The organism is Ferroplasma sp. (genome assembly GCF_031200575.1).
Classification (GTDB): Archaea; Thermoplasmatota; Thermoplasmata; order Thermoplasmatales; family Thermoplasmataceae; genus Ferroplasma.
Window position 1 is genome coordinate 1,225,069 of the sequence record NZ_CP133597.1, and the last position, 26,798, is coordinate 1,251,866.

26 protein-coding genes and 1 pseudogene are annotated in these 26,798 nt (G+C 37.4%); 14 read left to right on the top strand and 13 right to left on the bottom strand.

Annotated elements, in window-relative coordinates; all coding sequences use genetic code 11:
- Window positions 1-324 precede the first annotated feature (324 nt).
- The 5 genes from RE471_RS06640 to RE471_RS06660 all read right to left on the bottom strand — a co-directional run bounded on the left by RE471_RS06640 (window position 325) and on the right by RE471_RS06660 (window position 2,665).
- Complete coding sequence (locus RE471_RS06640) at window positions 325-513, bottom strand: hypothetical protein (RefSeq protein WP_309214039.1); 189 nt, start codon at window positions 511-513, stop codon at window positions 325-327.
- 193 nt (window positions 514-706) lie between these two features.
- On the bottom strand, window positions 707-1,456 hold the full coding sequence (locus RE471_RS06645; protein WP_309214040.1) for a transposase: 750 nt from the start codon (window positions 1,454-1,456) through the stop codon (window positions 707-709).
- Window positions 1,446-1,763 carry a transposase gene (locus RE471_RS06650; protein ID WP_309214042.1) on the bottom strand — a complete coding sequence of 106 codons (318 nt, stop codon included), beginning with the start codon at window positions 1,761-1,763 and terminating at the stop codon, window positions 1,446-1,448. Before RE471_RS06650 ends, RE471_RS06645 begins: the two co-directional genes overlap by 11 nt.
- 202 nt (window positions 1,764-1,965) lie before the next feature.
- A complete protein-coding gene (locus RE471_RS06655; protein ID WP_309215746.1) occupies window positions 1,966-2,373 on the bottom strand; it encodes an IS3 family transposase in 408 nt (135 codons plus the stop codon).
- Window positions 2,374-2,401: 28 nt separating this feature from the next.
- A complete protein-coding gene (locus RE471_RS06660) occupies window positions 2,402-2,665 on the bottom strand; it encodes a transposase (RefSeq protein ID WP_309214043.1) in 264 nt (87 codons plus the stop codon).
- Between the two features lie 273 nt (window positions 2,666-2,938).
- Here RE471_RS06660 and RE471_RS06665 point away from each other — a divergent pair, with 273 nt between their 5' ends.
- Both RE471_RS06665 and RE471_RS06670 read left to right on the top strand, forming a co-directional pair.
- A complete protein-coding gene (locus tag RE471_RS06665; RefSeq protein WP_309214044.1) occupies window positions 2,939-3,406 on the top strand; it encodes a hypothetical protein in 468 nt (155 codons plus the stop codon).
- Between the two features lie 81 nt (window positions 3,407-3,487).
- Window positions 3,488-3,724 (top strand): hypothetical protein, encoded by a 237-nt coding sequence (locus tag RE471_RS06670; RefSeq protein WP_309214045.1) that lies wholly within the window; start codon window positions 3,488-3,490, stop codon window positions 3,722-3,724.
- Between the two features lie 121 nt (window positions 3,725-3,845).
- Here RE471_RS06670 and RE471_RS06675 read toward each other — a convergent pair whose 3' ends face one another.
- Window positions 3,846-4,991: an IS256 family transposase gene (locus RE471_RS06675; protein WP_309214046.1), complete on the bottom strand. Its 1,146-nt coding sequence runs from the start codon at window positions 4,989-4,991 to the stop codon at window positions 3,846-3,848.
- On the opposite strand from RE471_RS06675, the gene RE471_RS06680 reads away from it, so the two are divergent.
- From RE471_RS06680 to RE471_RS06695, 4 genes are all read left to right on the top strand, one after another.
- Window positions 4,985-5,929 carry a glycosyltransferase family A protein gene (locus RE471_RS06680; protein WP_309215747.1) on the top strand — a complete coding sequence of 315 codons (945 nt, stop codon included), beginning with the start codon at window positions 4,985-4,987 and terminating at the stop codon, window positions 5,927-5,929. The genes RE471_RS06675 and RE471_RS06680 overlap by 7 nt on opposite strands.
- Before the next feature lie 119 nt (window positions 5,930-6,048).
- A complete protein-coding gene (locus RE471_RS06685) occupies window positions 6,049-6,240 on the top strand; it encodes a hypothetical protein (protein WP_309214047.1) in 192 nt (63 codons plus the stop codon).
- A 54-nt stretch (window positions 6,241-6,294) separates the two neighbouring features.
- On the top strand, window positions 6,295-7,242 hold the full coding sequence (locus RE471_RS06690) for a 3-hydroxyacyl-CoA dehydrogenase family protein (protein WP_309214048.1): 948 nt from the start codon (window positions 6,295-6,297) through the stop codon (window positions 7,240-7,242).
- Window positions 7,243-7,309: 67 nt separating this feature from the next.
- The gene (locus RE471_RS06695) at window positions 7,310-7,975 is read left to right on the top strand and encodes an HAD hydrolase-like protein (protein ID WP_309214049.1); all 666 of its coding nucleotides are present in this window, start codon (window positions 7,310-7,312) and stop codon (window positions 7,973-7,975) included.
- Here the strand turns inward: RE471_RS06695 and RE471_RS06700 are convergent.
- Window positions 7,972-9,366: pseudogene (locus tag RE471_RS06700) on the bottom strand (MFS transporter). The gene RE471_RS06695 and the pseudogene RE471_RS06700 overlap by 4 nt on opposite strands.
- A 186-nt stretch (window positions 9,367-9,552) precedes the next feature.
- Here RE471_RS06700 and RE471_RS06705 point away from each other — a divergent pair.
- A complete protein-coding gene (locus RE471_RS06705; protein WP_298275997.1) occupies window positions 9,553-9,885 on the top strand; it encodes a helix-turn-helix domain-containing protein in 333 nt (110 codons plus the stop codon).
- Between the two features lie 137 nt (window positions 9,886-10,022).
- On the opposite strand, the gene RE471_RS06710 is transcribed toward RE471_RS06705, so the two are convergent.
- A complete protein-coding gene (locus RE471_RS06710) occupies window positions 10,023-11,036 on the bottom strand; it encodes an aldo/keto reductase (RefSeq protein ID WP_309214050.1) in 1,014 nt (337 codons plus the stop codon).
- A gap of 830 nt (window positions 11,037-11,866) precedes the next feature.
- Window positions 11,867-13,312 (bottom strand): ABC transporter substrate-binding protein, encoded by a 1,446-nt coding sequence (locus tag RE471_RS06715; protein WP_309214051.1) that lies wholly within the window; start codon window positions 13,310-13,312, stop codon window positions 11,867-11,869.
- 133 nt (window positions 13,313-13,445) lie between these two features.
- Between RE471_RS06715 and RE471_RS06720 the strand changes: the two genes are divergently transcribed.
- From RE471_RS06720 to RE471_RS06730, 3 genes are read left to right on the top strand one after another with little or no spacing between them, the layout of a single operon-like run.
- Window positions 13,446-14,291 carry a carbohydrate ABC transporter permease gene (locus RE471_RS06720; RefSeq protein ID WP_298276005.1) on the top strand — a complete coding sequence of 282 codons (846 nt, stop codon included), beginning with the start codon at window positions 13,446-13,448 and terminating at the stop codon, window positions 14,289-14,291.
- A complete protein-coding gene (locus RE471_RS06725; protein WP_298276008.1) occupies window positions 14,281-15,093 on the top strand; it encodes a carbohydrate ABC transporter permease in 813 nt (270 codons plus the stop codon). The genes RE471_RS06720 and RE471_RS06725 overlap by 11 nt, the downstream gene beginning before the upstream one ends.
- A complete protein-coding gene (locus tag RE471_RS06730) occupies window positions 15,090-16,115 on the top strand; it encodes an ABC transporter ATP-binding protein (protein ID WP_298276011.1) in 1,026 nt (341 codons plus the stop codon). Before RE471_RS06725 ends, RE471_RS06730 begins: the two co-directional genes overlap by 4 nt.
- Here RE471_RS06730 and RE471_RS06735 read toward each other — a convergent pair.
- The 3 genes from RE471_RS06735 to RE471_RS06745 form a co-directional block, all read right to left on the bottom strand.
- Window positions 16,112-17,296 carry an amylo-alpha-1,6-glucosidase gene (locus RE471_RS06735; RefSeq protein ID WP_298276014.1) on the bottom strand — a complete coding sequence of 395 codons (1,185 nt, stop codon included), beginning with the start codon at window positions 17,294-17,296 and terminating at the stop codon, window positions 16,112-16,114. The genes RE471_RS06730 and RE471_RS06735 overlap by 4 nt on opposite strands.
- 92 nt (window positions 17,297-17,388) lie before the next feature.
- Complete coding sequence (locus tag RE471_RS06740; RefSeq protein ID WP_309214052.1) at window positions 17,389-19,239, bottom strand: glycoside hydrolase family 15 protein; 1,851 nt, start codon at window positions 19,237-19,239, stop codon at window positions 17,389-17,391.
- A gap of 128 nt (window positions 19,240-19,367) precedes the next feature.
- The gene (locus RE471_RS06745) at window positions 19,368-21,590 is read right to left on the bottom strand and encodes a hypothetical protein (RefSeq protein WP_309214053.1); all 2,223 of its coding nucleotides are present in this window, start codon (window positions 21,588-21,590) and stop codon (window positions 19,368-19,370) included.
- A 190-nt stretch (window positions 21,591-21,780) separates the two neighbouring features.
- Between RE471_RS06745 and RE471_RS06750 the strand changes: the two genes are divergently transcribed.
- The 4 genes from RE471_RS06750 (at window position 21,781) to RE471_RS06765 (ending at window position 25,069) form a co-directional block, all read left to right on the top strand.
- Entirely contained in the window at window positions 21,781-22,371 is a 591-nt protein-coding gene (locus RE471_RS06750; protein ID WP_309214054.1) for a nucleotidyltransferase family protein, read from the top strand.
- Window positions 22,372-22,395: 24 nt separating this feature from the next.
- Window positions 22,396-23,124 (top strand): carbon-nitrogen hydrolase family protein, encoded by a 729-nt coding sequence (locus RE471_RS06755; RefSeq protein ID WP_309214055.1) that lies wholly within the window; start codon window positions 22,396-22,398, stop codon window positions 23,122-23,124.
- Window positions 23,125-23,308: 184 nt separating this feature from the next.
- Window positions 23,309-23,941, top strand: coding sequence for a hypothetical protein (locus RE471_RS06760; protein ID WP_309214056.1), 633 nt, complete (start codon window positions 23,309-23,311; stop codon window positions 23,939-23,941).
- Between the two features lie 30 nt (window positions 23,942-23,971).
- The gene (locus RE471_RS06765) at window positions 23,972-25,069 is read left to right on the top strand and encodes a mevalonate pyrophosphate decarboxylase (RefSeq protein WP_309214057.1); all 1,098 of its coding nucleotides are present in this window, start codon (window positions 23,972-23,974) and stop codon (window positions 25,067-25,069) included.
- On the opposite strand, the gene RE471_RS06770 is transcribed toward RE471_RS06765, so the two are convergent.
- The gene (locus RE471_RS06770; RefSeq protein WP_309214058.1) at window positions 25,062-26,774 is read right to left on the bottom strand and encodes an Hsp70 family protein; all 1,713 of its coding nucleotides are present in this window, start codon (window positions 26,772-26,774) and stop codon (window positions 25,062-25,064) included. The genes RE471_RS06765 and RE471_RS06770 overlap by 8 nt on opposite strands.
- Window positions 26,775-26,798: the final 24 nt, after the last annotated feature.

Consider the following 26,798-nt stretch of genomic DNA (forward strand, 5'->3'; position numbering starts at 1 on the left):
TAGAAAGAAGGGCTTGAAAAGAGAAGTGATCTGACCCATATTTTTTTGTACACTTTTTTATCCATTCTAAGAGACACTTGACATCACCTTCTTATTTTTTATATACCTGTTACGCTGGCTTTTCTTTAACTTTTCCAGATATAGTTTATACTCTTTTCTGAAATTCACATCATTTTTATATTTATTTTCAAATTCAGATGGGGAATAATAATCCAATGTGGAATGCGACCTTATGTTGTTGTAATCATAGAATGCGTTCTCTATTATTATTTTGCCATCGCTGAAATTATTGATTTCATTGATCCATATGTAATCAGTCTTAATTTAATTATGAAAACTTTCAATATCACCATTTTCTTCAGGTGTTTCCTTTTCTATGTATTCATGGTTAATTCCCATTATTTTAAGATAGTTATTGAACTTCTTAGAGATATACTGTGGACCGTTATCTGTCCTCAATGTAATATTATCAGGTACTATGCCATTGAGCTTCCTTATTATTGAATCACCCATTGCACTGATTGCATCCCTAGCAGTGCATGATATATTATAGTTATAGCCATACCATTCCTTAGAAAATACATCCTCCTATGAAAAACCTATACCTAACAATCTTTTATGCCTCCATTGTATTTTAAATTTGCTGAATCATCTACTGTATTGTTATTGTCTTTTAATGATGTATATTCCATAGTCCTTCTTTTCCTTATTGCAAGGCTTTCCAATCTATCAAAATAGGCATAATCAATATTTTTAGACCTGTTTTATCTCTCTCATAGTCAATGTAACCTGTTTTATTTTTAAGCATGGTAAATATTGTTTCTGCTAATATTATTGCTATTATTGACCTCTTCTTTCCCAATCTTCTTACAATGCTGAGATACTTGGATCTGAACTTCTTTGTATATTTTATTACAATATGCGATATTTCTGTTAGGAAGAACCTCAATATTGACGGTGCGTGCTTTGTTATATGGCCTTTTACTACCCTCTCACCTGAAGAGTATTCCTTAGGTATTAAACCGGTATATGATGCAAACTTCTCCCTGTTCTTAAATCTTGAGATATCCCCTATTTCAGAGTATATTCCACATGCAGAGTGATAATTGATTCCTGGAATTGTCATCAATAATTTTATATTGCTATTGTTTACAGCTATCTTTGATAATTCTACTTCTATTTTCCTTTCCCTTATTTTTATAAATGATATATCATTTAATAATGATCTTAAAACTATTCTATCAGAATAATTAAGATTGCTGTAATTATTCTCTATTTCCTTTAATCCCTTCTTACCGAACGGGTCTGTAGCTTTTATTATTACTCCGTATGATGTTAACAATGCATGTATTTTATTCTTCTTTAAAGTTAACTCTTCTCCAAGTGAATGCCTGTATCTAACCAATGATCTGATATTCTCTGTTTCCCCTGATGGAATGTATACCTCATAATGCATTCAATCTAAATAATTCTGCAAGTTCTAAGGAATCCTCCTTATCTGTTTTCTTGTAATTATTTGATATTTCAGGAACCTTTGCAGGATTAATCAGATGTATCTTATAGTTTAGTTTTAATAATTCCTTACAAAGATATTTACCGGATGTTGATGATTCTATTACTATATCATGGTCCTTGTAAACTGATAAAAACCCATTGACTGTCTCCATATTATTTTCCATATTTCTCTGGGAAATAATATTACCATTATCCTCCATTACCGTAGCATATACGGAACGTTTATGCACATCCAAGCCTATTACCATATTAATCACCTCTTAGTGGTTCTGTGAGATTCAGAATCGAAGACTCGACAAACTCCTATTCACCTTATTAAATAATAATAAGGTATTAAATCGAGTCAAAGGGCGGTTATCCTTTATGACGGCCTCGAATGCCAATGTATTCGAAAACCGCCTCAGATTCTCACAGCTATATCGTCATATAGCTGAGGCTAAATAAGGTTTTTCATGATTCCTTTATGCACATTAAATAGGTCATTCCGTTATTAGTAGGTATATATGTTATATCTGTTTCAATCAGCATCTCTGGCCTGTCAGCCCTTAACAGTTTCAGTTCCTTTCTGTTCTTATGGCTATGCACTGGAAGTGTTAAATTGTTGTTCTTCATTATCTTGTATACTGTTTTCCTGGCTATTCTTATGCCTGAATTCCTTAATAATGCCCAGATCCTGTTATATCCATATGTTACTCTTTCTCTGCATAGCTCTATTATTTTATTAATGGTACTGTTATCAATCCTTGCTGAAGATCTTCTATCCTCAATGTTTTCATGCTTCTTCCTGTAATAGTATGTTATTCTGTTGATTCCGGAATAATAGCATGCATTGCTTATTTTCATTCCATTATTATACATCTCATCCACTGAACTTACCTTTTCCTCCTCATATAATTTTTTTTAAAATTTCATTTGCTATTGTCATTTCGCCTATTATTGCCTTCAGGCTTTCATTCTCTTTCATTAAAGACTTGTCAGGATCCTTTCCTTCTAAGCCCTTTCTCCCACCTTCCAGGAACTGCTCCTTCCATTTATAGAACATTGATACTGGTATTCCATGCTCCCTGCATATCTCTGCTATAGTTTCATTGCTGTTAAGCGACTCAATTATAATATTGAATTTTTCCTCACCTGTTCTTATATTCCTCATTATAACGCACCCCTGTTGATACTGTAATAATATTCTACAATATTTATATATTCCTTTTCATAACTGTCCAAATTATTAATGGGACATACCAAATCTATTAGTAGAGTCTCTTTATAAAATATTCGAAAATGACGATATCAGATCAGACAGATGTGAATCATTGATTACATACAAAAATTATATATCTGGATTGGATGAACATACAGAAAATAGAATAAAATTCAATGTGGATGCCAAGTTGTTTTTTCAAATCTTGAGCCATTTATAAAGAAATTGAAACTCATAGAAAACGTCAATGCTATGGATGTTAAATTCAGAAGCAGGTCCGATGTATACAATTATATAGAGTCCATAAATAATAATGAATTATACAATAACCTGGAATTGAAAAGTACGGTAAAGGCTTTGGCTGACCTAATATACATACTGGATAAGGCTGAACTTTTACAGGAATATGTGTTTGAAAATAATATTAAAACTGTCTATATATTATTTGATAAAGACCATTACAATTCCATTGAAAAGCATTTAAAGGCGCATAATATAAAAATACAGGATGTCCTTGAACTGTACAGGCAGGAGATAAAGCTGGTTAAAATCGCAACGGAACCCATTGATATGGACTCAGATGTACATTTTTTCATTAAAAATATCGTTCCCATAACCATGTACGGTGATGAGAAACAGAATTTCCTGGCAAATCTTGAAAAGAGGCCAAATAAAGAAGAGAGTGGAGAATAGCTGGGTTTCCTCAAATTCAGCACAGGCCGTAAAAAATATTCACAGTACCTGGAATGGAAGGTCCCACGGTTCAGGTCTGTAATGGAAATGACCGTGCTTATTATATCATTATTCTCCATATCCTTTGATCTGGCGGCCAATCACGTTATAACCCCTATTACAGCCTTATCCTTATTCTTCGGCAGCATTATATTTATTGATGGTACCCCCGGCTTCATTGAGTACTATTCAAGGAAGCAGATCAACACTTCACTTTACAATAAAATCATAGAATGGTATAATAAGATAAATTCTGAAAAAGATGGCAATAACCAGTAAAATTTTTAAATTATTTGCAATATTACTCAGTGAAAATAACGGTCATAATTACAGCATATGACAGAAAAAAAGATAATGTAATACATTTACTGTAAATTCAAATGGCCCTTTACCATTATCCTTAATCAACCTCCATATTTATGTATTTCCTTAACAGCCATTCCTCATTGATGTCCATTGCTATTGAAACAACCAGCCTTAGCAGTGAATCACTATCTGGAAATGCACCTATCTTTCTTGTCCTTCTCTTCAATTCCTTATTGAATCTCTCTGTTACATTGTTTGTATGCAGCTTTCTTTGATGAGATTTAGGGAATGATGTGTATGAGTACAGTGGATCATACCATTTATAGAACATGTCAATGGACCTGTTTAGCTTCATCTTCTCCATTCTATCTATTGCTATCTTAAACAGTGATTCATCCATTAGGGCCTCCGACACTATTTTTGATATATCCTCCCACTGGTCCTTATTCATTGTCTTTTTTAAATTCTTCAGGAAATGGAAATGGCAGTACTGCCACAGTGAACCGGGGAATGACTCTGTTACTGCCTTCCTTATTCCTGAATGGCCATCTGATATTACCAATTGAACTCCTGCCAATCCCCTTTCCTGTAACTTGAAGAAGAAGCTGCTCCAGTCCATCCCATCCTCGGAATTATATACATCCATTGACAGTATCTGCCTTACTCCCTTGCTGTTTACACCTATTGATACGTATAATGCCATTGATTTGTATCTGCCATTTTTCCTGACCTTGAAGTATGCAGCATCTATGTACAGGTATTTTATCTGTTCTTCAATCCTTGTTTCCATGAATTCCTTAACCTTAGTATCAAGCTCCTTATTCAGTGATGATACGTACTCAGGTGATACATTTACACCTAAATTATTTATTATATTGTTAACAGACCTGGTTGACACACCATTGATATATGATTCTGCTATTACAGAGTTCAAGGCCTTTTCCACAGTGGAGTACTTGTCAAATACAGTGGTTGTGAATGATCCTGATCTTAGATCAGGCTTATCCAGTATTAGCTCACCATCCACAGTCTTTAATTTCCTCTTCTTGGTTCCATTCCTGAATCCTGTTCTTCCATCAGTTCTCTCATAGGATTCTGCATTCAGCTGCTCAATCAGCTCCTCATTCATTACGTCGTTTAAGAACCATGTAACGAACTTTTTCTTTCCCTCTGTTCTATCCTCTATGAAAACCTTTATTAGTTCTTCTTTACTTATTAATTGACTCTTTGTCTTTGTCATTTTGTTTACCTCATTATGATATTGCAAAGAGTCATTTTAAATTTACAGCAAAAAAATTACATTATCGAAAAAAATTTATTTTAAATGCAGTTAAAAGTGTTTTAAGCCAGAAGATACCAGAAAGTAACTATGAGTTGATTGTCATCAAAAACTATAATGATAAAATGATTGATAGTTTTCTGGATAAAAATGGGATAAAAAATATTTACAGCCATGATAAATCACTGGGTGGCAAAATAAATCAGGCAATTAAAATTTCCACCGGGGAAATAATTGCTTTCCTTGAAGATGATGACGCCTTCCTTGAGGGCAAATTGGAATATGTATATTCTTTATTTATAAAGAATCAAAATCTTGTATATTACCACAATCAGTATAAGCCGGTCAACGAGAAATATGAACCCATAGTATACAGGAATAATTTCCCGGACTTTAATATGTCATGCATTTCCATAAGAAAAGATATAATAGAATCTAATAAGATTGCTGGGCTAACGGATTCCCTTGATACATTTATGTATTTAAGTGCAGTTGAATCAGGAAAACGTATTTTAGCAGATAAACAAAAGTTAACTATTTATATGGTTCATAACAGTGCCAGCAATAATTTTTCTCCTGATATAAATGATTTTAATGCCTCCAGGTTGGAATATATAAACAAGGTGATTGAAACTTATAATACATTCACTGGTTTTTTTACGACTAAAAATGCTCAGAAATATCTTGAAGCCCAGATCACCTATTATGGAATATTAAGATTTATCTATAATCATCAATATATCACTGTTAATATAATAAATTTTTTAATCTACAGCAAAAATGGATTCAGAAATAAAGCAAAACATATCCTGATATATTTATTTTTAAGATTATCAAAAAGGCGTTACAGAAAATATATTCAAAACAGGATTTACAAAGAATCTCTGAGGATCATATAAAATTATTCTATCACGAAGAATACATTTCATGGAGAATCCCATTCAATACAAAGCCATAAAAACCATATGCGACAATAACCCTGACAAACACTTAATATATTCTTACTCTATCTACACCTATGTCAGTTAATAATATTACAGTGTGCCCGCACTGCAACCTGGATATGGAATTGAAGATGGCTCCCTATGAAAAAGATGGAGTAACAGTAGGAGACTTCGAGGCGTATGTATGCCCCAACTGTGGAAGAATATTCTACACAAATAAGGGCTATGAAGAATTGAATAAATTTACCATGAAAAAGAAAAACTAAAGGTTTTACTCCAAAATTTTATATATTCTCTGAAAATTAAATGCCGGTGTTATTTTGATAGAAAAAATAGGCATAATAGGAGCAGGAGCAATGGGTTCATCCATAGCAGAGGTTTTTGCATACAACGGATATACCGTTTACCTCAAGGACCAGAATTTAGATTATGTAAATAAGGGAATAAATCATGCCAGAAAGGTTTTGGAGGACTTCCAGAACTATGCAAACTCACTTCCTGAAAAGGAAATAAAAAGAATAGAAAAGAATGGCATTGAGCTCAATGAACAGCAGAAGAGCACAATTGAAAAAAACCTGTTAAAGAAAATAGACATTGATAAAATTATTTCCAGGATACATCCCGTAGAATCCTATGATGACCTTGCCCAGTGCGGCATTATTATAGAGGCTGTGTTTGAAAGGCAGGATATTAAGAACGACCTTTTCAAAGAATTATCGAAATCTATCGGTGAAAATACAATAGTTGCATCAAATACATCATCATTGAGCATAACCGAAATGGCATCAAATTATAAATACCCGGAAAATGCAGTGATAGTACATTTCTTCAATCCGCCGTATACAATGCCACTGGTAGAAATCGTGCCGGCGATACAGACATCTGAGAAGACTGTGGAGGCTGCATATGAACTTATCTCAGGATTAAGAAACCACAGGGAAACAATGGTTCCTGTAAAGGCAAAGGAGAGGTCGGGATTCATAGTAAACAGGATACTCATAGAGGTAATCAATGAGGCTATAAAAATAGTTGATGAGGGAATAGCCGATGAAAAATCTGTGGATATAGCAATGAAGAAGGGTGCAGGATTCCCAATGGGGCCCTTTGAGCTCGGAGACTATGTTGGCCTTGACATAGTATATGATGTCCTGAAATCATTCAATAAGGCATACGGTGATGCTTACATACCGCCTGAAAGGCTCAAGAATATGGTTATAGCCGGATACCTCGGCAGAAAGACGGGAAAGGGCTTTTACATTTATAAATAAATTTATTATTTTATATAACAAAATTCTCACATAGCAAAGATAATATTATACACAAAGATTTACTTTTATGGCAAAATTATTGTTATTTGATATTGATGGAACATTAATGGAGGAATCCCCAACACATACTGCATCATTCAATTATGTATGCAGCTCTATTTACGGTGTCACAACGGATATAGATTCTTTTCCAAGGCATGGAATGACCGATACAGGAATACTGTATGGTCTCTTAAAAAAGGAAAATGTTGAGGATGACCAGATAAGGAATGGAATGAAAAAAGCCTTCTCGGCAATGGCTGAATACGTTTCTGCGAATCTGAAACCTGACGACTACAAGCTCCTGGAAAACGTTGGCCATATCCTTGAAAGGCTTCATAATACCACATACAGTTTGGGAATTCTTACAGGAAATCTACAGGCAATAGCCTCTCTCAGGCTTGAGAAGGCTGGCATATCATCATACTTTGTGACCGGTGGCTATGGAGATGACAGCAGGGTAAGATCAGAACTTGTAAACTATGCCATAGAAAGATTTGGTAAATCCATTGAAAGGGAGGATATCTACCTAATAGGGGATACACCGCTGGATATAAGAGCTGCAAGGGATGCATCTGTGAATGCAATAGCAGTGGCAACCGGAGTGTACAAAGCCTCTGATTTAACAGGGTCAGACCTTGTGTTTAATAATTTCAAGGAAGAAAAAAAATTAATGGATTTTTTAAAAATTTAGGTATCATTGGAGGCTTTCTCCAGGCTTTCCCTCTTTAATTCAGGGCCGAGCACAACCTCTGCTATCCCTCCTATAATCAGAACAATTCCTGTAACAACAAAGACGTACAGTAATCCATAATTAAGGAGGGCCAGAAGCACAAATGGACCAATTATCCCGCCGAGCCTTCCAAAGCCTATTGCGGTTCCAAGTCCTGAACCCCTTGCCCTTGTGGGAAACATTTCACCTATCTGGGGATACAGCAGTGCTGCGGCTGCGTATGTGAAGAAGTACATTAAAGATAAAATGGCAATGAATACCACAAAATCTATGGAATGCACCACAACACCAAGAATTATTGCAACAACCCCTGCAACTATGTATGTTATCATTATTACAGGCCTTCTACCTATTATATCCAGAAGGTATGCCCAGACCAGAACACCCAGGACACCTGCTCCGAGAACCACACTTAAAATAAGCCCGGTATCCTTTGATGGTATAAGGTATATCTTCGTAAATATCAGTGGTATAATCGAGAAGGCGGCATAATAGGGCCAGGTTTCACAGAAATTGAGTATCCATGATAAAGCAATTCTTTTCTTATATTTCCTGAATATAACGCTGAATCCCTCAGTTGCTGGCACCTTCCCCTCATCAACCGGAATATTTACAGTGTCCTTCACATCTGATAATTTTCCCTTTTATTTTTTTACCTCTGCCTCGATACCATCCACTATATCCTCGGCATCCTTCACCCTTCCCTTTCTCAGGAGGTAACGCACTGATTCCGGGAGATCAAGCCTGGCAACGAAGATAAATCCTGCTAAGACAAATGCTGTGAGGAATGCTATCCTCCATCCAAAGCTTACTGGAAGGTATGATATCGCAAAGAATGAAACAAAGCCCGCTATGAATGTCCCGAAATCAAACATAACACCGTTGCCCGTTCCCACTGAAAAGCCCCTGTTTTTAGATGGTGAGAACTCCTCCAATGCTGCTATGGCAGATCCAAGCTCACCGCCAATTCCGAAACCAGCTATGGCCCTTGATGCAGCCAGCATCGGATAATCCACAGAAACCGCTGAAAGAAGTGACCCTCCGGCAATAATTGCCATTGTTATTATAAATAGCTGCTTCCTTCCCCTCACATCTGCCATGGAGCCTAAATAGATTCCACCGACCATTTCACCAACCAGGAATATGGGTGTAAGTGCCACCGCCTCCTCACTGGTAAGACTAAAAAGCTTTTCCACTGTTGATAGAGTAGAACCACCAACAGAAAGGACAAAACCCTCAAGCAGCATCCCACCGGCTAATATGAGCCAGACCTTCCAGTGCCATGCACTCCATGGTAGGCGGTCCAGCCGCGGTGGTAGGCTTGTTGTAATTTCAGTATTCTTCTTTGCCATAATAATTTAACTGCTATTTGTATATAAACATTTGTATGTAACTACTCATACATGGATTTGATTAGTATTATTTCTTTCACTCATTCAGAGTGGTAATAAAAACCCTCTTTAAAATACGAGTTACATCTATGCAGTTATTTTATTAATTATAATTAAAGATATATAGAAAATGGTATTGTAAAAATCATGAAACAGAACGTTGCAAATGCCTGTATGATATATGATAATGGAAAAACAATATGCATTGACCCATCACTGCCATTGTTCCGCTTAATAGGAAAAAGATATACAATGTTTATTCTAGGTGTAATAGGAAATAATAAAACAAGAAAAAATTTTAATGATATTGTTAAATCAATTCCGGGTGCCAGCAGGACTATTATTGCAACACGGATTAAGGACCTTATAGCGGCAGGTATAATTAAAAGATGTGTTAACGAAATTGTATACTATGAACTAACTGAATTAGGCTATAAAATAAGGAATGGAATAATTTGCTTTTTGAATGAAGTAGAATAAATTTTAGCATAGACATTACACATAAAGATCTGTGGTAATAGCAAGGCAGATAATCTAATCTTATTGCAGTTTAATTGGTATTTATGCCAGAAAAATATTTGTTGAAAGAGAATATCATGGAGTATGGACACATAAGTTTAAGCATTGTTCAAATAAATCTCATTTATATATTTCATATCCTCCTCCTTTAAACTGACATTTATAGCCTCTAAATTATCCGCAAGGTGTTGTATTTTTGTTATCCCTAGAAGGGGAATTACCCTTATTCCCAATTTTTCTGACATTTTTAGAAGCCATGCTATAGAAAGTTGTGATAACGTTACCCCCTTATTATCTGCTAATTCTTTCAGCGGCTTTACCTTTATCTCTGTTCTTTCTATCTCCTTTTTGAGCTCGGGATAATAAGTTATCCTTGAGCTTTTATCATAGTCCTGTAAATATTTTCCTGTAAGGATTCCCTGGTCCAGTGGTGTATATGCCAACAGTCCAAGACCGTATTTTCTTGCATAAATTAATTTGTTATCCTCTATATTGCGGTTCAGTATATTATAGGGTTCCTGAATTGTGGAGAAGAAATTCAGGTTATATCTTTCAGATAGATGCATGAAGTCACTTATATCAGTCGCATTAACATTGCTCATACCAATATATCTTGAGTAATCTAGATCTACAATATGGCTCATAGTTTTCAGGGTCTCTATTAGCGGAACTTCATTATCTGACCAGTGAAATTGATATAGATCGACATAATCTGTATTTAATCTATTCAGGGATTCTTTTATCTGGCTCATTATATGTTTTCTCGATAACCCTGATGAATTGATATATCCCGCCATAGGTCCCCTAACCTTTGTGGAAATAACAAGCGACTCCCGTTCATAATTCTTTATTATTTTGCCAAGAATTTTTTCAGAGTTCCCAGTGCATTCAATACAATCCTCGTTATGCTCCACCCTGCCATGGTAAATGTTTGCAGTATCATAAAAATTTATTCCAGAGTCGTATGCCTTTTTGAAAATCCTAGCAAATGTCTCATTATCAACATATTCAATTCCCTGCTCATTGTATCTGCCAGAACCTGGCAAATGCCATGTGCCTATTCCAATAACTGAAACTTTAACTCCAGTATTGCCTAAATTTACGTATTTCATGGAGAATTTATAATTTAAGAGTATATAGTATTAATCATAAGCTAATTACTATTGTCTTGTTTATTTGATAGGCGGAAATATGCCGGTTGTGTACCATATTATGTGTAAATATAAACCCCCTGTTAATAATGAAATGATCATTAAATAACATGGAGAAATACCTCTTTTGAAGCAAGGAGGTAATAAAATATGGAATATGACAACAGTTATCAAACATCAGCGCATTATCGCACTACATTTAGAATCGTTATTGTTTAACTTCATCTTTATAATATTAGGCTTATATTTGACAGAAATTGGGAAACAATGAGAATGATTTAAAATATCAATCATAGATATCTGTATTCCCACTTGGTGAAACTGTGCAAATAATATATATTAAATTGCATTAATTAGTACATGGATAGCAATATTGAAAATGCATGCATGATTTACTAAGGTGAAAAACGGTGTGCATAGACCCTTCACTTCCAATTTTCCGATTAATGGGAAACGATACACAATGCTGGTTCTTGAGGTATGGGCAACAATACCACTAGAAAAATTTCACTGATATTGTTAAATCAATTCCGGGGTCAAACAGGACAATCATAGCAAAAAGGATTGAGGAACTTATGCAGTCAGGAATAGCTAAAAGATGGCAGATTGATATTATAAGCTATGGGTTGAGAGAATTTTGTTATAAAATAGGAAAAGGAATAATTTGCTTCCTTGAGCAGATTGAATGAATGTCAGTGATAAGTAAAATTAAGTAGTTTACAATTCATAAAAATTTTTAATTAATTATAAAAATATATAATTATAAATTTAAAACTAAAAATATAAAAAATTTATACAATTATAGGTTTGTACATTCCCTGTTCGTATTCCTGGGCAACAGTGTAATTGTAATTGCTCAGCAGGTATGAGTACATTGATGAGTTGGCTGTTGCAAGGGCGCTCGCAATCGTGGTATAATTCTGTGAATGACCGCTGGTTATAATAGTTGTCCAGGCTGAATCCATCAATGTCTGCCATTCTCCTATCCATGGCACCGGATCCCTTATGAATACACCCTCGCTTATGGCCTTCAATGATACATTTAATACAGAGTTGTTTCCACTCAGGTCTGTTGTATTCATACCTACAGTACTTGTATCAACTGATCCCGGCCATTGGTAGTCCATCATAGTGTATTTATTCGCTGCTAGTCCCTTGTATGTTGCCCAGTATGATGTTTTGTACTCAGGGCTGAAATACTTGCTTAAATTATATATGTAATACATTGCACTTACATCGTTGGTAGAGTTGAATGTCACCGGGTTTCCTCCAAACTGCACAAAGAACTGGTATAATTCCGTTGCAGTGCTGGCTCCTCCATGTCCCTGGAAGTTGATCATTCCCCTGCCATACTTTTTATCCAGTATTTTTGCGTCATTTAGTAATGCTGTGTAATTCTGCGGCTCCTGGTTTATGCCGGCTGCCTTAAGTGCTGTCTGGTCTATCCACACAAGAGGCGTATTTATGATTTCTGTTATGAATGGTATGGAACCTGCGAATATTTTGCCCTCGTAGTTGGTCAGGTTAACTATGGATGGAATTACGTTATTTGGCATCAGTGTTTGTACCCCTCCAGATACAGTACTGTTTATATTCATCAGGTATGAATGGCCGTTGTATGAACCGTATGCAAGGATTCCCACATCAAGGTTATCTATGCTTGTGACCACTGGCCCAACATGCCCGGATGCCACATCAGATTCTATATCAGACACTATGGAAGTTGCAGTCTCGTCTACTGCAGTTACCTTTATGTTGCTATATTTAGCATTGAATGCGCTTACCACACCCTTATAGTATGCCGAGAAATCTGAGGGAGATACGCTGGTGAAATATGTTATATCAACCTGTGTAGAACCTGTATAGAAATGAGTTATACTTTCGCTTGTATTGCTGCTGCTTATGGGTATAAAGCCGGTGGCGCTCTCGCCTGCGAATTCAACATGTGGGGATAGCATGTACTGCACGAATTGGTCCATTGCCTGTACATCACTTGTAGTCAATCCGGTTGTATTAGCCTCAGCAATAACGCATCCTCCCAGTAAGTGGTCTGAATTTACCGGGCCGCTTGGTCCCGGATATGTCTGCAGCGTCTGTTCTGATACTTTCTTAGGCAATAAGTGCGGCAGTTCTATTGCAATAACTGCGCCTACCACAGCTATCACAATTATAACTGCAATCACCTTCACCCAAAAGTTATTTTTAGGTTTTAATGATCCGTCTTGTGGATTTTTCATGAGATACCATAACATGGATATATATAAATTTTTGCAACATCTAATATATTAATGCCTCAGAACATGAGCATTTTCATACTATGCTATTTATAGGAGATGCCAAAGTTTAAGTATTTCTTATAAATCGGTTCTTATGTTTATGCATAGATATAGGAATTATAGATACATGGTCTATGTGCTGCCTGCATTGGCATATGTTGCAGTACTTTCCTTTTTCCCTGCGGCTTCCGTTGTTTTTTACAGCTTTAAAACGCCCAGGGGCGTTTATTCTATCTCAAATTATGAGGCAATAAGCAAGGCAGGTCTTTTGACTTCAATAGGAAATACGGTTATTGTAAGCTTTGGTGCCCTGCTGATTCAGCTTTTTTTCGCCATATTAATTGCTAATATCCTGATCAAGTCACTTAAGGGAAACAAACTATTTTCTACAATATTCATACTTCCATACGGGATATCCACAGTCGTTTCAGCGTTTATATTTTCCCTCATATTTAGCCCTGTTGGCGGGTTTGCAAATTCAACCCTTTACTCCCTCGGAATTCATAGTGTTGACTGGTATTCCACCAAATACTCTTCAATGGGGGTTGTAATGTTTGCAGATTTCTGGAAAAACACACCACTTGTGGCGCTTATACTCATGGGCGGAATGTCCACCATACCACCAAGCCTCAATGAGGCGGCCAGCGTTGACGGTGCAGGTTCCCTCAGGAGGTTTATACATATTACCCTTCCCAATCTGGCACCATTTATTGCAATCGCCCTGCTCATAAGAGGTGTTAGTGAATTTAATATATTTGCCCTGCCACTGATACTGATAGGGTATCACCCATCCCTGATAAACACGCTTGTCTATGAGTACTTTATATATTCTTCCACAACATACTATTCCTATGCTGCAGCTTCAGTTCTCCTTGCCATAATAGTTGTATTTGCCTTTATAATAATAAAATTTGGAGGTGCAAAACAGTATGAAAAATAAAAATATGCCATCATATATAATTGCAATAATTCTGGCAGTTATTTTCATCTACCCGCTCTATATATTGATACTCATAGCATTTGAGCCCATAAGCCTGACATTTGACAGGCTGTATCCTTACCAGCTGCCCTTTATATTCACACTTAAAAACTTTGAGGCTTCCATTAAGGATCTTTCCCTGATAAAACCCGTAATAAGAAGTATTATTGTCGCATTTACCGTAGGTATCCTGGCCATTGCCCTTGCAACCCCTGCAGGTTATGGACTGAACAAACTTGCAGCAAGGTTTTCCAATAAAATCATTATGCTAATGTTTGTTGTAAATATGATGCCTGCAATAGTAATAGCCATACCTATTTCAGTATATTTCATTAAGGTGGGACTCTATAATAATATATTTGGTATAGCGCTGGCCCAGGAACTTGTGGTCCTGCCCATATCTGTATTCATAATGCTTGGTGGCTTCCGTGCACTACCGCAGGATATCGAAAACCAGGCAATGGTTGATGGCGCATCCATATTTCATTCATTCAGAAACGTAATACTGCCGCTGATAAAAATACCATTGCTCATATCATTTTTGCTGGCATGGATGACCTCATGGGATGAATTTACATATGCTGTGATAATATCCCCGGTTAATCCAACATTCCCGGTTAGCCTTTATGACTATGTAAGCCGGGGAGAGCCTTTCATAGCCTCAAGCTTTGCATTGCTGGTTACCATTCCGGTAATTGTAATAGTTGTGGTACTGCAGAAATATCTAAAGGGAGAATATTTAAGTGGAGGGATGAAAATATGAAATATAAACTGGAACTTGTAGACCTTGAAAAATCCTTTTCGAATAAAAAGGTGCTGGATAAATTGAATTTAAAAGTGATAGACGGTGAATTCTTAGTAGTCCTTGGGCCATCCGGCGAGGGTAAATCAACCCTCTTGAGGACAATAGTCGGAATAGAAAACCTGGACAGCGGAAAAATAATTGTGAATGGAACTGATGTAACATTCAAGCCACCAAATAAGCGTAATATAGCCATGGTTTTCCAGAATTATGCGTTATACCCAAATATGACTGCATACGAAAACATAGCATTTCCCTTGAAAATGGCCAGGACAGACAGGAACAGTATCAGATCAAAGGTAGACCAGGTAGCCAAATTGCTCAATATAGAGCCACAGCTCAATATTAACGTAACCAGACTCAGCGGGGGACAGCAGCAGAGGGTTGCCATAGCCAGGGCACTGGTAAGGGACCCTGCACTGTTCCTTCTGGATGAGCCATTAAGCAATCTCGATGCCAGGGTAAGGTACACATCAAGACAGGAATTGAAGAGGCTGCAGAAAGAGCTTAGCCATACATTTGTCTATGTTACCCATGACCAAGTAGAGGCTTCGAATCTGGCAGATCGCGTTGCCGTGCTCCATAACGGTGTCATAGAGCAGATAGGCCCCTACAATGAACTTTATGAAAAACCGAATACACAGTGGGTAGGTGATTTCATCGGCACATACCCCATGAATTTCATACCCGGTGATTTAATGGGATACCCTGATAGTACGATAGGCTTCAGGACAAGATGGGTATCTGAGGGGAACGATATAACCGCTAAGGTTACATTAATAGAAAATTCTGAAGGAAATTATTTCGTACACTGCAAAACCGGTGATAGCGATATTGTAATCAGAACGGATACAAAATACAATGTGGATGATACCATTTCATTCGGGCTGGAAAGATTCAATATTTATAAGAATGGTGTGCTCGAGGAAATTAAATCTGGAAACAGTGTTGCCAGTTCAGGGATAAACGACGTGGACAATTAGGATTTATTATCCAGTACTCCTATAAAGGCTCCTGTACTCCACGCCTGAGGCATGCAGGGAGGAACCTCGAGCATCTCCATATTTATTATATTATTATTCAGATCCACCGAATAGTATTCATAGGGATATTTTACAGATGATATGGCATTTAAAATATAACTCTCTAATAATTCTGCCTCTTCATTAAAACCTGAGTGCCTCAGTCCATGTAATATTATCCAGTTATCATGTGGCCATATGCTTCCTGACTGGTACTTATAGGGATCAAAGCATTTGCTTTCTGATGATATTGTCCTTATTCCCCATGGTGTTGCCATATCATCCTGGAAAATCCTTTTGACCATGCTTTTTTTCCTGTTTCTGCTTACAATTTCTGTAAGGAGGAGATGCCCTGCACTGGAGGATACTGTATCAATTCTTTCCCTGTCCTTACCGGAAAAAAAGACTGCAGGGGAATAATACTCCTGATCCTCCATCCAGAAATATGGATCAATATAATTCTCCATGAAATTAAGGCGGTCTGCTATGACTTTTGCAACTGGATTTCCAGGAAATAACTCATTGTATATTTTCAGGCTTTGGTAAAAATATCCCTGAACCTCGATAAGCGCAATATCTCCTGATAATTTTCCGTATATGCCCCACGATCCGTCCATCCATCCCTGGGTTGCCAGCCTGTTTTCTATTTCTGAGGCATTATATGTCAGAAACCCGGTTTTTTGTGATTTTTTAATCATCATGGAAACTGCCCTATCCATGTAAGCCCGGATATAATTCAAAAAGTCACTGTCATTCGTATTTTTTATATATAATTCACATGCAAATACGAAGAGCGGTGTGCTATCCACCGAATAATATAACGGAACGTTTGGCTTAACCCATTTTTCCTTTTCTGGATAGTATCTAAAAGTTTCAGGGTTAGCAAGCTCATGGGGTATTTTACCGGGTTCCTCACCTGTTTCTGCATTGTATACTTTTCCCTGCTGCCCTGCCAGTGATATCAATGTTTTTTTAAGTATTTCAGGATACAGGTGGAACAGCTCCACTGCAGAAATAATTGAATCCCTGCCAAAGAGTTCCATGAATCTTGGATATCCGGCATACATGTAACCATTTTCTGACATGAGCATATTGACGTATTCTACAAGGCGTTTACGGATAACCTTAAAATTTTCCTGCATTGGATTGTTATATAGATATATATTTAATAATTTTCTATGGGCAAATAAAAAATTTGTAAATGGAAACGGGTTACATGATTATGCTTTAATCATCATGCATATTTCAATATACCTGCGTTCCCACTTTTTTTGAATTCATTATTCAGGAGGGTAATAGTCCTGACAACGCCCAGATGTGATATTGCCTGCGGGAAGTTACCCAGCATATCGTTAGTTTTCAGATCCATCTCTTCTGAGAAGAGCATGAGATGGTTAGACATGCTTAATATGGATTCAAGTATATCCTTTGCCTTACCGATACTCCCCATCTTAATCAGATCCTCTATATACCAGAATGTGAGCAGGAGGAAACCGTTATCATCCCCCTTTAAACCGTCATCCTCCAGATAGCGCTTAAAAAGATATGAACTGTTCATCAGCCTGGTTTCCACTGCTCTGATTGTACTGAGCACTCTCGGATCGGTTGGTTCGAGGAAATTCAGAAGGGGGAGCCTGAGCAACGACGCATCTATTTCATCTGACCCATAACTCTGCACAAAGGAGTTTAATTCACTGTTAAAGCCATTTGCAAGTATATCCTCTTTTATTTCATTTTCTATCTTCGCCCAATCCTCATAATCAGCCGAATAAGAAAGTTTTTTGCCTATTAATCCAGCGAAGTGAAAGGCTGCCCAGGACATTAATTTAGAGTAAACATAATGCCGGGGAACACTTCTGAATTCCCATATGCTGGAATCAGGGTATTTCCATATCTTCTTCAATGTATCCAGTATTTCAACTATAAAGTCCCATAGCTGTAATGTGACGATGCCACCTGAAAGTTCGAAATGATAAATGGCGTTGATAATAGAACCATACTGGTCTACCTGCAGCTGATCTACGGCCTCATTTCCGATTCTCACCGGACCTGAATTCATATATCCAGAATAATCAAGAATCTTTTCTGATAATTCCCCTGTTTCATTCAGCGGATATATTGTACGTAGCCTGTGGTCTCTATGTATCATGTTCATGAGCCCGTAAAGGAACTTTGACGCCTCATCCTTAAGGCCAATCATTGACATTGCCTCAATAACGTATGTTGTATCCCTTACCCATGTATATCTGTAATCCCAGTTTCTCTCGCCGCCTATGGATTCAGGCAGGCTGGAGGTAGGTGCGGCTACCATTAAACCGGTGGGCTCATAAAACATTCCCTTAAGTACAAGTGCTGAACGCAAAAGGTATTTGTGCCAGAGCCCGTGGTATGTTATTTTATTTGTCCAGTTTTTCCAGTAAATTCTGGTTTCTTCCAATCTCTGATATGATTTATATTCCTCCACCTTATGTATATAATTGATATCAGTTGATATAACAAGCCATTGATATGTCCCCGCGCCAAGGAATAGATTGTCGTTATAAACTATTCCAGACCCGCTTAGAAGTTTGAAATTTGATGATAACCCAACACTGGAATTTTCTCCCTGGAACAGGAAACCATTTTTATTTTCTATAATTTTTGGCACTTCTTTTCCGAAATGAAAACTCGGCTTGAAATAAATCTCAACATTAATGCCACTTAGAACTTCCACAAACCTATGTATTTCAGGGAAATTTAGTGTGGAGCAATCAGATGTTGGCAAAAAATCTGTCAATCTTAAAACAATTTTGTCATTCTGAATAAATTCGGTTATGAGTATATTTGTAAATTCCTCATAATACTGATTTATTTTTGATTCTCCCCGGGGCCTGAAAAGAAAATAACCTCCTTTTTTGCTATCCAGTATTGAATCAAAAATAGGGTCTGAATCAAAATCTGGAAAGCATGCCCAGTCAATAGTTCCATCGAAACCGACCAAGGCAGATGTCCTATTGTTGAATATTGCACCGTGGTCGCCAATTTTTATATAATTTTCTGTGTAAATGTCACTGGTACTTGTGAGTGTCTTTGAATTTATAACCATAGCTAAGGGTAATTTATCGGACTATTAATATTTTTAGTTTATATAAATTCATGGTATTTTAAATAATTTAAGTAATAGATTCCGGAATTCTATTCATATATAGATTAAAATACCTTAATCGACCTATTTTAGCTCCTTTTTCTTTTACCTGCCATTATATATTTTTTATTATCCAGATCCCTTGCAACTGATATTCTGCCCTCCATTGATAGCTGATTTAATCTGCTTTTTATCCTCCTTCCACTAACACGCTGCCTTCTTCCCGTTCTTAATAATTCCCTTACAGTTTTTCCGTAAGAATTTTCAATTATATCATCGATATCATTATTATTGAAGTAGAATGTTTCAACAGCAAATACGGCTATTACAGAACCTATTCCTGCCAAGCCGACAATATACGGCAGATTTCCCAGTACAACTACAGTCCTCATGGCATTGTATGTCTTCCCGTTATAGGAAATTTCAGCGGATATTTTGTCAAGACCCTCAGGCAATCCTTTATCAAGCACCATGCCTGTTCCTGAGTATACACCGTTTATATACCATTTAACTGTTACATTGGCTGTGTTATTGCCATGGATTATCAAATAGTAGTGTCCGGCTTTTTCACTAATCACTGCAGAGCTAATTGTTGTAACCGGTTTGACATAAAGTGTGTTGTTATATTGCAGGGTATTTATGGAGGTATAATTATATCCAGCTGCATTTATAGCTACTACCTTGTAACTGTAAATTCCTGTAGTTGTATTACTGGATATGAATGAGAACTCATTATTATGCACAGGATAGGTTTTATTGAATACTGTTAAAAACATCTTATAGCTTAATCCTGAAGAAACATTAAACTTCAATGTTGTGTTTCTGTAATTAACAGTTTCTGATACCCTGTTGATTTTAATTATATATGGTGAGAGTATAGTGTTATCTGAGTATACAGTCATATGAAACCCGTCCATTGATATCATTGCATTGCTGGATTTTGAGATTTCAGAATTATTTGCATTTATTCCTGTGTTTATTAAATGCCCCTGAATTAATTCATAGATTTCACCTTTGGCTTCAAGGGTATTATCCGTTAAATATGATAAATTGTAATATGTGTAACCATATGGCCTCAAATATACATTTCCGTATTTTAGCAGGTAATTTATCCCATTGGAAGAATGAAGGTAAACTTCCTTACCTGCCATGTTCCATTTGTAATTACCTGTTTGCATGGGTACCATTGTATTATTCATTGTATAGTTGTATATTCTGTCTCCTGAGAAGGCTGTAATCTGAATATTTCTGGATGCATTTACAGATAAAATCTTAACATCAGGAATAGTTACCCTATAATTGCCGGGAAAAATAAAAGTACCATTAAGATTGAACGTAATATAATGATTCCTGTAAATAAGTAGCTGTGTTGAGTTATCATTCTGGATAACGGTTCTGTTAACTGATAGGTCTGTACCATTAACTGTGTATATATGCATCTCAAAAGAGGTGCTGTAATAATATAAGAACATATTACCATACTGGAACGATATTATTTTATCACCTGGGATATCTCTTATTCTGCCCAAGGTGAAATAGTTGCCATCATAATAGTTATACCGGATTATGGACAAATCACTGTTCAGATATATCACAGAATTCAACCTTGAATCCAGAAATACCATGGAGTAACTGTAGGGCTGGTAGGGAATTACACCTTTACCTTCAACCTTTAAATTATCAATCCTGGCCCCTCTAGGAGAAAGCAGCCTGCTATAATTTTTAACTGCTATTTTTCCTATGGTCTGGTTGGAATATTCTCCCCCAAACATAAATATAACATTTCCACTTTTATAAGGATTTTTCAATGCAACAGTATCCGGTTCACTGTAATGCCCATTACCCTGCATAATAATTGCATGATTCCTCATATTGGCCGATAGTATTATGGAAAGGTTATATGCTGTATAGCACGACCTGAAATTCAAGATATTGGTATAATTCTGGCGTCCTGAAACTATGGTCTTATAACATAGCTGGTTACCGTATTCAATGGATAACAGGGTTTCATTTCCCTGTTCTAAGATAATATTATTCTCAGTTGAACCTTCCACATCACTATTGGGCGCCCATGAGAGATTAAAGCTGTATTCTGTCTCGCAATAATGGCTCACTGTGGTATTGTAATATACAGGAGTAGAACTGTCTGTGCATATATCCATTGCACCTCCCGAAAGATTCCTTACATTTATGTTTGAATTAACAGCATCAGGGCTTACAGAGCTGTGATCCTGTTCAAAAGATGGAATATGAATTATGGATACAGAAAATAGTAATACAAATATTATTGCAACCAGCCGGATTCTCTTCACTGCCGGTAATGGAAAAATCTTATAAAAATTTGGGGTTTGGCTAAAGCAATCCTTTCAATCAATGATTCCCAGGATGTCTTCCATGGTTTAAGCAGTTATTGTTATGATTCAGTATTATCCATGGGAATTTATCGGATTTTATCAGATGTTTGAAACTAAACATATATCTAGATAAAACTAATATTAGCATATGTCACATATTTCTGCAGTAATAACCGCCTCAGGCATGGCAGAGCGTTTCGGTTCCGATAAGCTAATGTATATTGTAAATTCAATCCCTATAATACATTATACAATGGAAAATGTCCTAAAAGCCGGATTTTATGAAAGGCTGATTGTGCTTAGAAACAGTGAACTTAAACAATACGCCGTGAATCATGGTTTTATTCCGGTTTGGAATGATGAATATAAAAAAGGAATGTCCCAATCCATAATACTGGGAATCAAGAATGTATCAGAGAATTCAGACGCTGCAATGATTATTCCGGGGGACCTGCCCATGATGCCCTCAGATTATTTGAACAGTTTAATCAGCCATTTTAACACTCATGGAAAGGGAATAGCAGGATTTTTAATGCATGGGTCACCTGTAAGCCCTGTGATATTCAGCAGGAAATATTTCAAGGAACTTCTTGACCTAAACGGAGACCGTGGAGGAAAGCCTGTGATAAAGAGGCACATGGATGATTTTACTGGAATGGAGGCACCTGACGATTCACTTATGGATATAGATACACTGGATGACGCAAGGGCCTTTGAGAAAATTATTCATAAAAGTTAAAATAAGCCACAAACATTAAAAAATATGAAATTGAGAATCAGGGGTTTACAGTCAAGGAGAATGACCATGCATAATGCCATGGAGTACCTCTCATCACTGGACCCAGAGTCTGATGAAATTATTGTATTGCCTGAGAAATTCATTACGGAAAAGATAGATGGCAATAGCCTCGGTATGATACTGGATTCTATAAAGTTCAACAACACAATAATTCTTGGAAGCCTATCCTATGTGGACAGATTTCTATTCAACAGGTCATTTATAATAAAGGACAGAAAAATCATGGGATGGCAGGATAAGATTAATCTCTACAGGGCAGAGGCTACTAAATACACGCCTGGAAGTGAACTTAAAGTCTTTAATATGGCAGGTTACAGGGCAGGAATACTTGTATGCTATGACCTTGATTTTCCTGACTATGCCAGAATGCTTTTCAGGGAGCACTGCGATATTATATTCAATCCCTCACTAATAAGAAAGGATTTCCACAGAGAGTGGCACCTGTACGTTAAAACAAGGTCACTGGAGAACAGGATACCTGTGATATCCATAAATTCTATTTCAGATGATTTTATGGGAGACTCAATAATAGCATATCCCCATAGGGAAGAAGGAGGTGTCAGGCTGGATATTATAGAGGATAAAAGGGATGATATTCTATACAGCATAGACACAGATGCATATGCAGCCAGCAGGGAGGAAAGACTAAGAGAGGAGAAAATAATGCTGGAACATGTACATAGAACTGTATAAAACCAATGAAATATGTGAATAATGGAAAACCTGATAATGTGTCAAGAAACCTTTAAATAATCCTGAATAGGGTTAGGGCAGATGGTAGAACATTCTTATTGGTGAAAGGTCTCGTAAAATTTAAGATGTGTCTACCATTTATTTAGATAAAATATATTTATATCCTTTTCTGTAATTAACTACTATGTTCTCAGTAGTTTCCACAGCATTTGTTACATTTTCCACCATAGTTATATTCCTCCTCAGCGCCGGCCTTACCTTTTTCATTGTAAGAAAATACCTTGCTAAAAAGCACCTAAATCTTCTTTACTGGTCCTCAGGGCTTATTGTATTTACTATTGCAGTACTGCTGGAAATTCTCATGGCAAATAACATTTATGATCGATTTATAATAGACCTGTACTTATTCCTTGTGGCAGTGCTTGTACAGTTTCTTGCCTTAGGTTCCTTTGCACTATTTGGAAATAAGAAATTCCTGAATTATTATTACATATATTCTGTGCTTGCCACCATATTCCTGATTGCTACTCTGATACTCTATCCAGTTGGGGACATAATAAGAAGTCATATCGTTTTCGGGGTTCTGCCCCTGGGCATCACAATATCATCATCGGTAGTTACCTTCCCTGCGGCGGTGTTTATAATAATCATTGCAGCAATCAGTTACAGAAAATTCCACAGCAACAAGCTTCTGAGCATTATAGCCGGTGTGATTGTTGTTTCAGTTGCAGGCACATTATTTATTGTCAAGATACCGGTATTCCTCTATTATGCTGAATTCATAGGTATACTATTGTTATGGTTGGGCTTTATGTAGGTTTTTATTAAATGGTATTATTACCATATTATGGATTATAAATTTGAAGGAGAGACAATAAAAAGGAAACTTACCGATTCTGGCATATACAGCCCATTGAATGATTATAATCCTGATCCAGAGGAGGGAAAAATTTCCACAGGCTACAGCTATCCGATCAAGGCATTTGAAAAATTCTTAGGTTATTATGACAGCTATTACAATATTGCATATAACCCGTCTATTTCTTTCAATACAGATTTCTCACTGATTTTCAGTGCCTGCATGTATAATAGGAATAAAGGAAATGATACTGTAATGCTGGATGGGAAACCTGCGGACAAATATATAGAAAGATACAGAAAGCCCCTAGAATTTTTCAGAAAAAACACAGGTGTTAAGGGTTCATTCTCTTTCTACATAAAAAGGTACAGAAAGTACAGCGATGCAAAGGGCATGAGTGAATCCTCAGCCGTAGCATCCGCTGTGTCCAGGAGCCTTGTAAAAAATATATTTGGCGAGGATGCAGGAAGAGATGACAGTACAGTATCCAGATATGCAAGGATGGTTTCAGGCTCTGGCACAAGGGCGGCGGTAAATGGCCCGTCAATCTGGCTCTCATATCCGGGAATAAATGAAAATGAATCCTATGCTGTTAAAATACCGGCTGATGTGAATAAAATAAGCTATGCAATATTTCCTGCAAATATAGATTACCAGACCACTAGCGCTCACTCCGAAGCGGTCAAATCCCCATTTTACGATTCCTGGATAGGCGAAAAATACAGGAGGATTAATGAGATAATGACAGGGAATTTCAATACAGAAGACCTTATGGAAAGGGGACTGGAGGACATGTTCAGCCTCAACTCTGTGCTCATGTCCAGGGGCAATATTGTCCAGACACCGGAAAGCCTCGCCCTGCTGAAAAAATTCCTTGAATTCAGGAAGAGAAATGAAGGAATATATATCACAGGCGACACCGGACCATCACTCATGGTAATGTCAGCCGATAGGAAATTGCTGGACGAATTCCTGGAAATCAGCGGGGGAAATTACCTAATAGGAAGTCATAACCCTGATGCGCACAAAAAATATCTAAATGCCTTCCGGAAAGAATCTGAGGAGTATTTTCAGTCAGTTAGTTAATAATTTTATACTCCTTTTCCAGTTTCGGAACAAGCTGTGACAGCAATTTCACATTTTCCGCCTTTATGGCCCTGCTTACCCGGAGTATATCAGTATTTACATTATAATAAACGGTTCCGGATGAAAGCTGTTCGTTTGCTATGACCTTTAGCCTGTGCAGGAGATCCTCTGCCCTATTCATGACCTCGGCCATTTTCTTCATTTCCGCATCCCGTTTGAAGTATGCCCTTACCTTCTCTTTCATTTCCCTTATTTCTTCAGGGCTGTGCTGCATTGAATTCTCAATTTTTATTTCCTTATGTGACCCTGTATCCCTGTCTGTGGCGGATACTGTAAGTATTCCATTTTTATCAACGCTGTAGGTAACATCCACAGATACCTCTCCCCTGGGGGCGGCCTTTATGCCTGTAAGTATGAATTTCCCCAGCTGGATATTATCAGACCCCATTGGCCTCTCACCCTGCACAGCCCTTACCTCTATCTCCTTCTGGTAGTCCCTTATTGTTGTAAATGGCCTTGTTGCACTGCATGGTATTCTGGAATTTGCCGGAATCATGGGTATAACAATATCGTTGAGTATCACACTTCCCAGTGTCATGGGGACAACATCCTGTACCCGGATCCTTGAAACGTTTCCATTTTCTGTGTATGCATACCCGGAGGCTATAATAGAGGCACCAGTTGCAACAGCTGTTTCAGGGTTTATTCCCCCTGCCGATTTCATTGAAAGGTAATCCTCTATGGACATTCTCAACTGTGGCATCCTCATCTGACCACCCGTGAGAAGCAGTACATCAATGCTCCTTCTGCCTATTCCGGAGGTTGAAATTGCCATGTCAATGCACCTGAAAATTTCAGGAAGAAGTGGCTGGATAATTTCATTCATCTCGATGGCTGACATACTGTATAATGTCTGCCCTGATTTTCCTCCTGCTCCTGGTATGCGTATCTGCGCCTCATTGCCCCCTGAAAGCTTTATTTTCAATTGCTCCGCAAGCACTTCGAGCCCTTCCGGGTAAGTTTTCAATCCCCTGCCATGCAGAAACGCCTTAATTTTTTCAACTATGGCATTATCAATATCATTCCCGCCTAAATGTGTATTCCCATAGGTTCCCAGCACAGCAAAATTCCTGCCATTTACGTGCACCACACTAACGTCAGTTGTGCCAGCACCCATATCAAAAACAAGCATTGTTTTACCATCCATTGATGGATTTTTAGACCTGTATGCAATGGCAGCTGCGGTGGGCTCAGAAACGAGCTGTTTCACTTTTATGCCTGCTATTGTGGCTGCTTCCACTGTGGCATTCCTCTGGTTCTGCCCAAATCTGGCAGGCACTGCAATTACAGCCTCCCTCATCCTGTCATTCAGGAATGCCTCTGCATTTTTCTTCACATTCTCAAGCACTATGGCACTCAGTTCAACAGGGGAATGGAATTTTCCGTAGGACTGGTAAAGGTATTCAGTACCCATCCTGGTTTTGAATGCAACTGCCCCATCTGCCTTTCCCTGCCGGATAAGCCTTTCGGCGTCCTTTCCTGAGAACATTCTGTCCGACCCATCAAAGGCAACAGCACTTCTCATGGAATTTGCCCTTTTATTTCCGCTCAGGGGTATAACAACAGTGTTTATCTTTCCATCAGAAACCCCTGTGAATGCCGCTGCCGTATTTCCTGTACCAAGGTCTATCCCCAGTGAAAACATTGAAAAACCTCCTGCATTTTAATA

Bases quoted from the DNA above. Each gene is read 5' to 3' on its own strand.
- RE471_RS06640 (WP_309214039.1), bottom strand. From the start codon at position 513: ATGGGTGATTCAATAATAAGGAAGCTCAATGGCATAGTACCTGATAAT.
- RE471_RS06645 (WP_309214040.1), bottom strand. From the start codon at position 1,456: ATGCATTATGAGGTATACATTCCATCAGGGGAAACAGAGAATATCAGA.
- RE471_RS06650 (WP_309214042.1), bottom strand. From the start codon at position 1,763: ATGGTAATAGGCTTGGATGTGCATAAACGTTCCGTATATGCTACGGTA.
- RE471_RS06655 (WP_309215746.1), bottom strand. From the start codon at position 2,373: ATGTATAATAATGGAATGAAAATAAGCAATGCATGCTATTATTCCGGA.
- RE471_RS06660 (WP_309214043.1), bottom strand. From the start codon at position 2,665: ATGAGGAATATAAGAACAGGTGAGGAAAAATTCAATATTATAATTGAG.
- RE471_RS06670 (WP_309214045.1), top strand. From the start codon at position 3,488: ATGGAAATGACCGTGCTTATTATATCATTATTCTCCATATCCTTTGAT.
- RE471_RS06675 (WP_309214046.1), bottom strand. From the start codon at position 4,991: ATGACAAAGACAAAGAGTCAATTAATAAGTAAAGAAGAACTAATAAAG.
- RE471_RS06685 (WP_309214047.1), top strand. From the start codon at position 6,049: ATGTCAGTTAATAATATTACAGTGTGCCCGCACTGCAACCTGGATATG.
- RE471_RS06695 (WP_309214049.1), top strand. From the start codon at position 7,310: ATGGCAAAATTATTGTTATTTGATATTGATGGAACATTAATGGAGGAA.
- RE471_RS06705 (WP_298275997.1), top strand. From the start codon at position 9,553: ATGAAACAGAACGTTGCAAATGCCTGTATGATATATGATAATGGAAAA.
- RE471_RS06710 (WP_309214050.1), bottom strand. From the start codon at position 11,036: ATGAAATACGTAAATTTAGGCAATACTGGAGTTAAAGTTTCAGTTATT.
- RE471_RS06715 (WP_309214051.1), bottom strand. From the start codon at position 13,312: ATGAAAAATCCACAAGACGGATCATTAAAACCTAAAAATAACTTTTGG.
- RE471_RS06720 (WP_298276005.1), top strand. From the start codon at position 13,446: ATGTTTATGCATAGATATAGGAATTATAGATACATGGTCTATGTGCTG.
- RE471_RS06725 (WP_298276008.1), top strand. From the start codon at position 14,281: ATGAAAAATAAAAATATGCCATCATATATAATTGCAATAATTCTGGCA.
- RE471_RS06730 (WP_298276011.1), top strand. From the start codon at position 15,090: ATGAAATATAAACTGGAACTTGTAGACCTTGAAAAATCCTTTTCGAAT.
- RE471_RS06735 (WP_298276014.1), bottom strand. From the start codon at position 17,296: ATGCAGGAAAATTTTAAGGTTATCCGTAAACGCCTTGTAGAATACGTC.
- RE471_RS06740 (WP_309214052.1), bottom strand. From the start codon at position 19,239: ATGGTTATAAATTCAAAGACACTCACAAGTACCAGTGACATTTACACA.
- RE471_RS06750 (WP_309214054.1), top strand. From the start codon at position 21,781: ATGTCACATATTTCTGCAGTAATAACCGCCTCAGGCATGGCAGAGCGT.
- RE471_RS06755 (WP_309214055.1), top strand. From the start codon at position 22,396: ATGAAATTGAGAATCAGGGGTTTACAGTCAAGGAGAATGACCATGCAT.
- RE471_RS06760 (WP_309214056.1), top strand. From the start codon at position 23,309: ATGTTCTCAGTAGTTTCCACAGCATTTGTTACATTTTCCACCATAGTT.
- RE471_RS06765 (WP_309214057.1), top strand. From the start codon at position 23,972: ATGGATTATAAATTTGAAGGAGAGACAATAAAAAGGAAACTTACCGAT.
- RE471_RS06770 (WP_309214058.1), bottom strand. From the start codon at position 26,774: ATGTTTTCACTGGGGATAGACCTTGGTACAGGAAATACGGCAGCGGCA.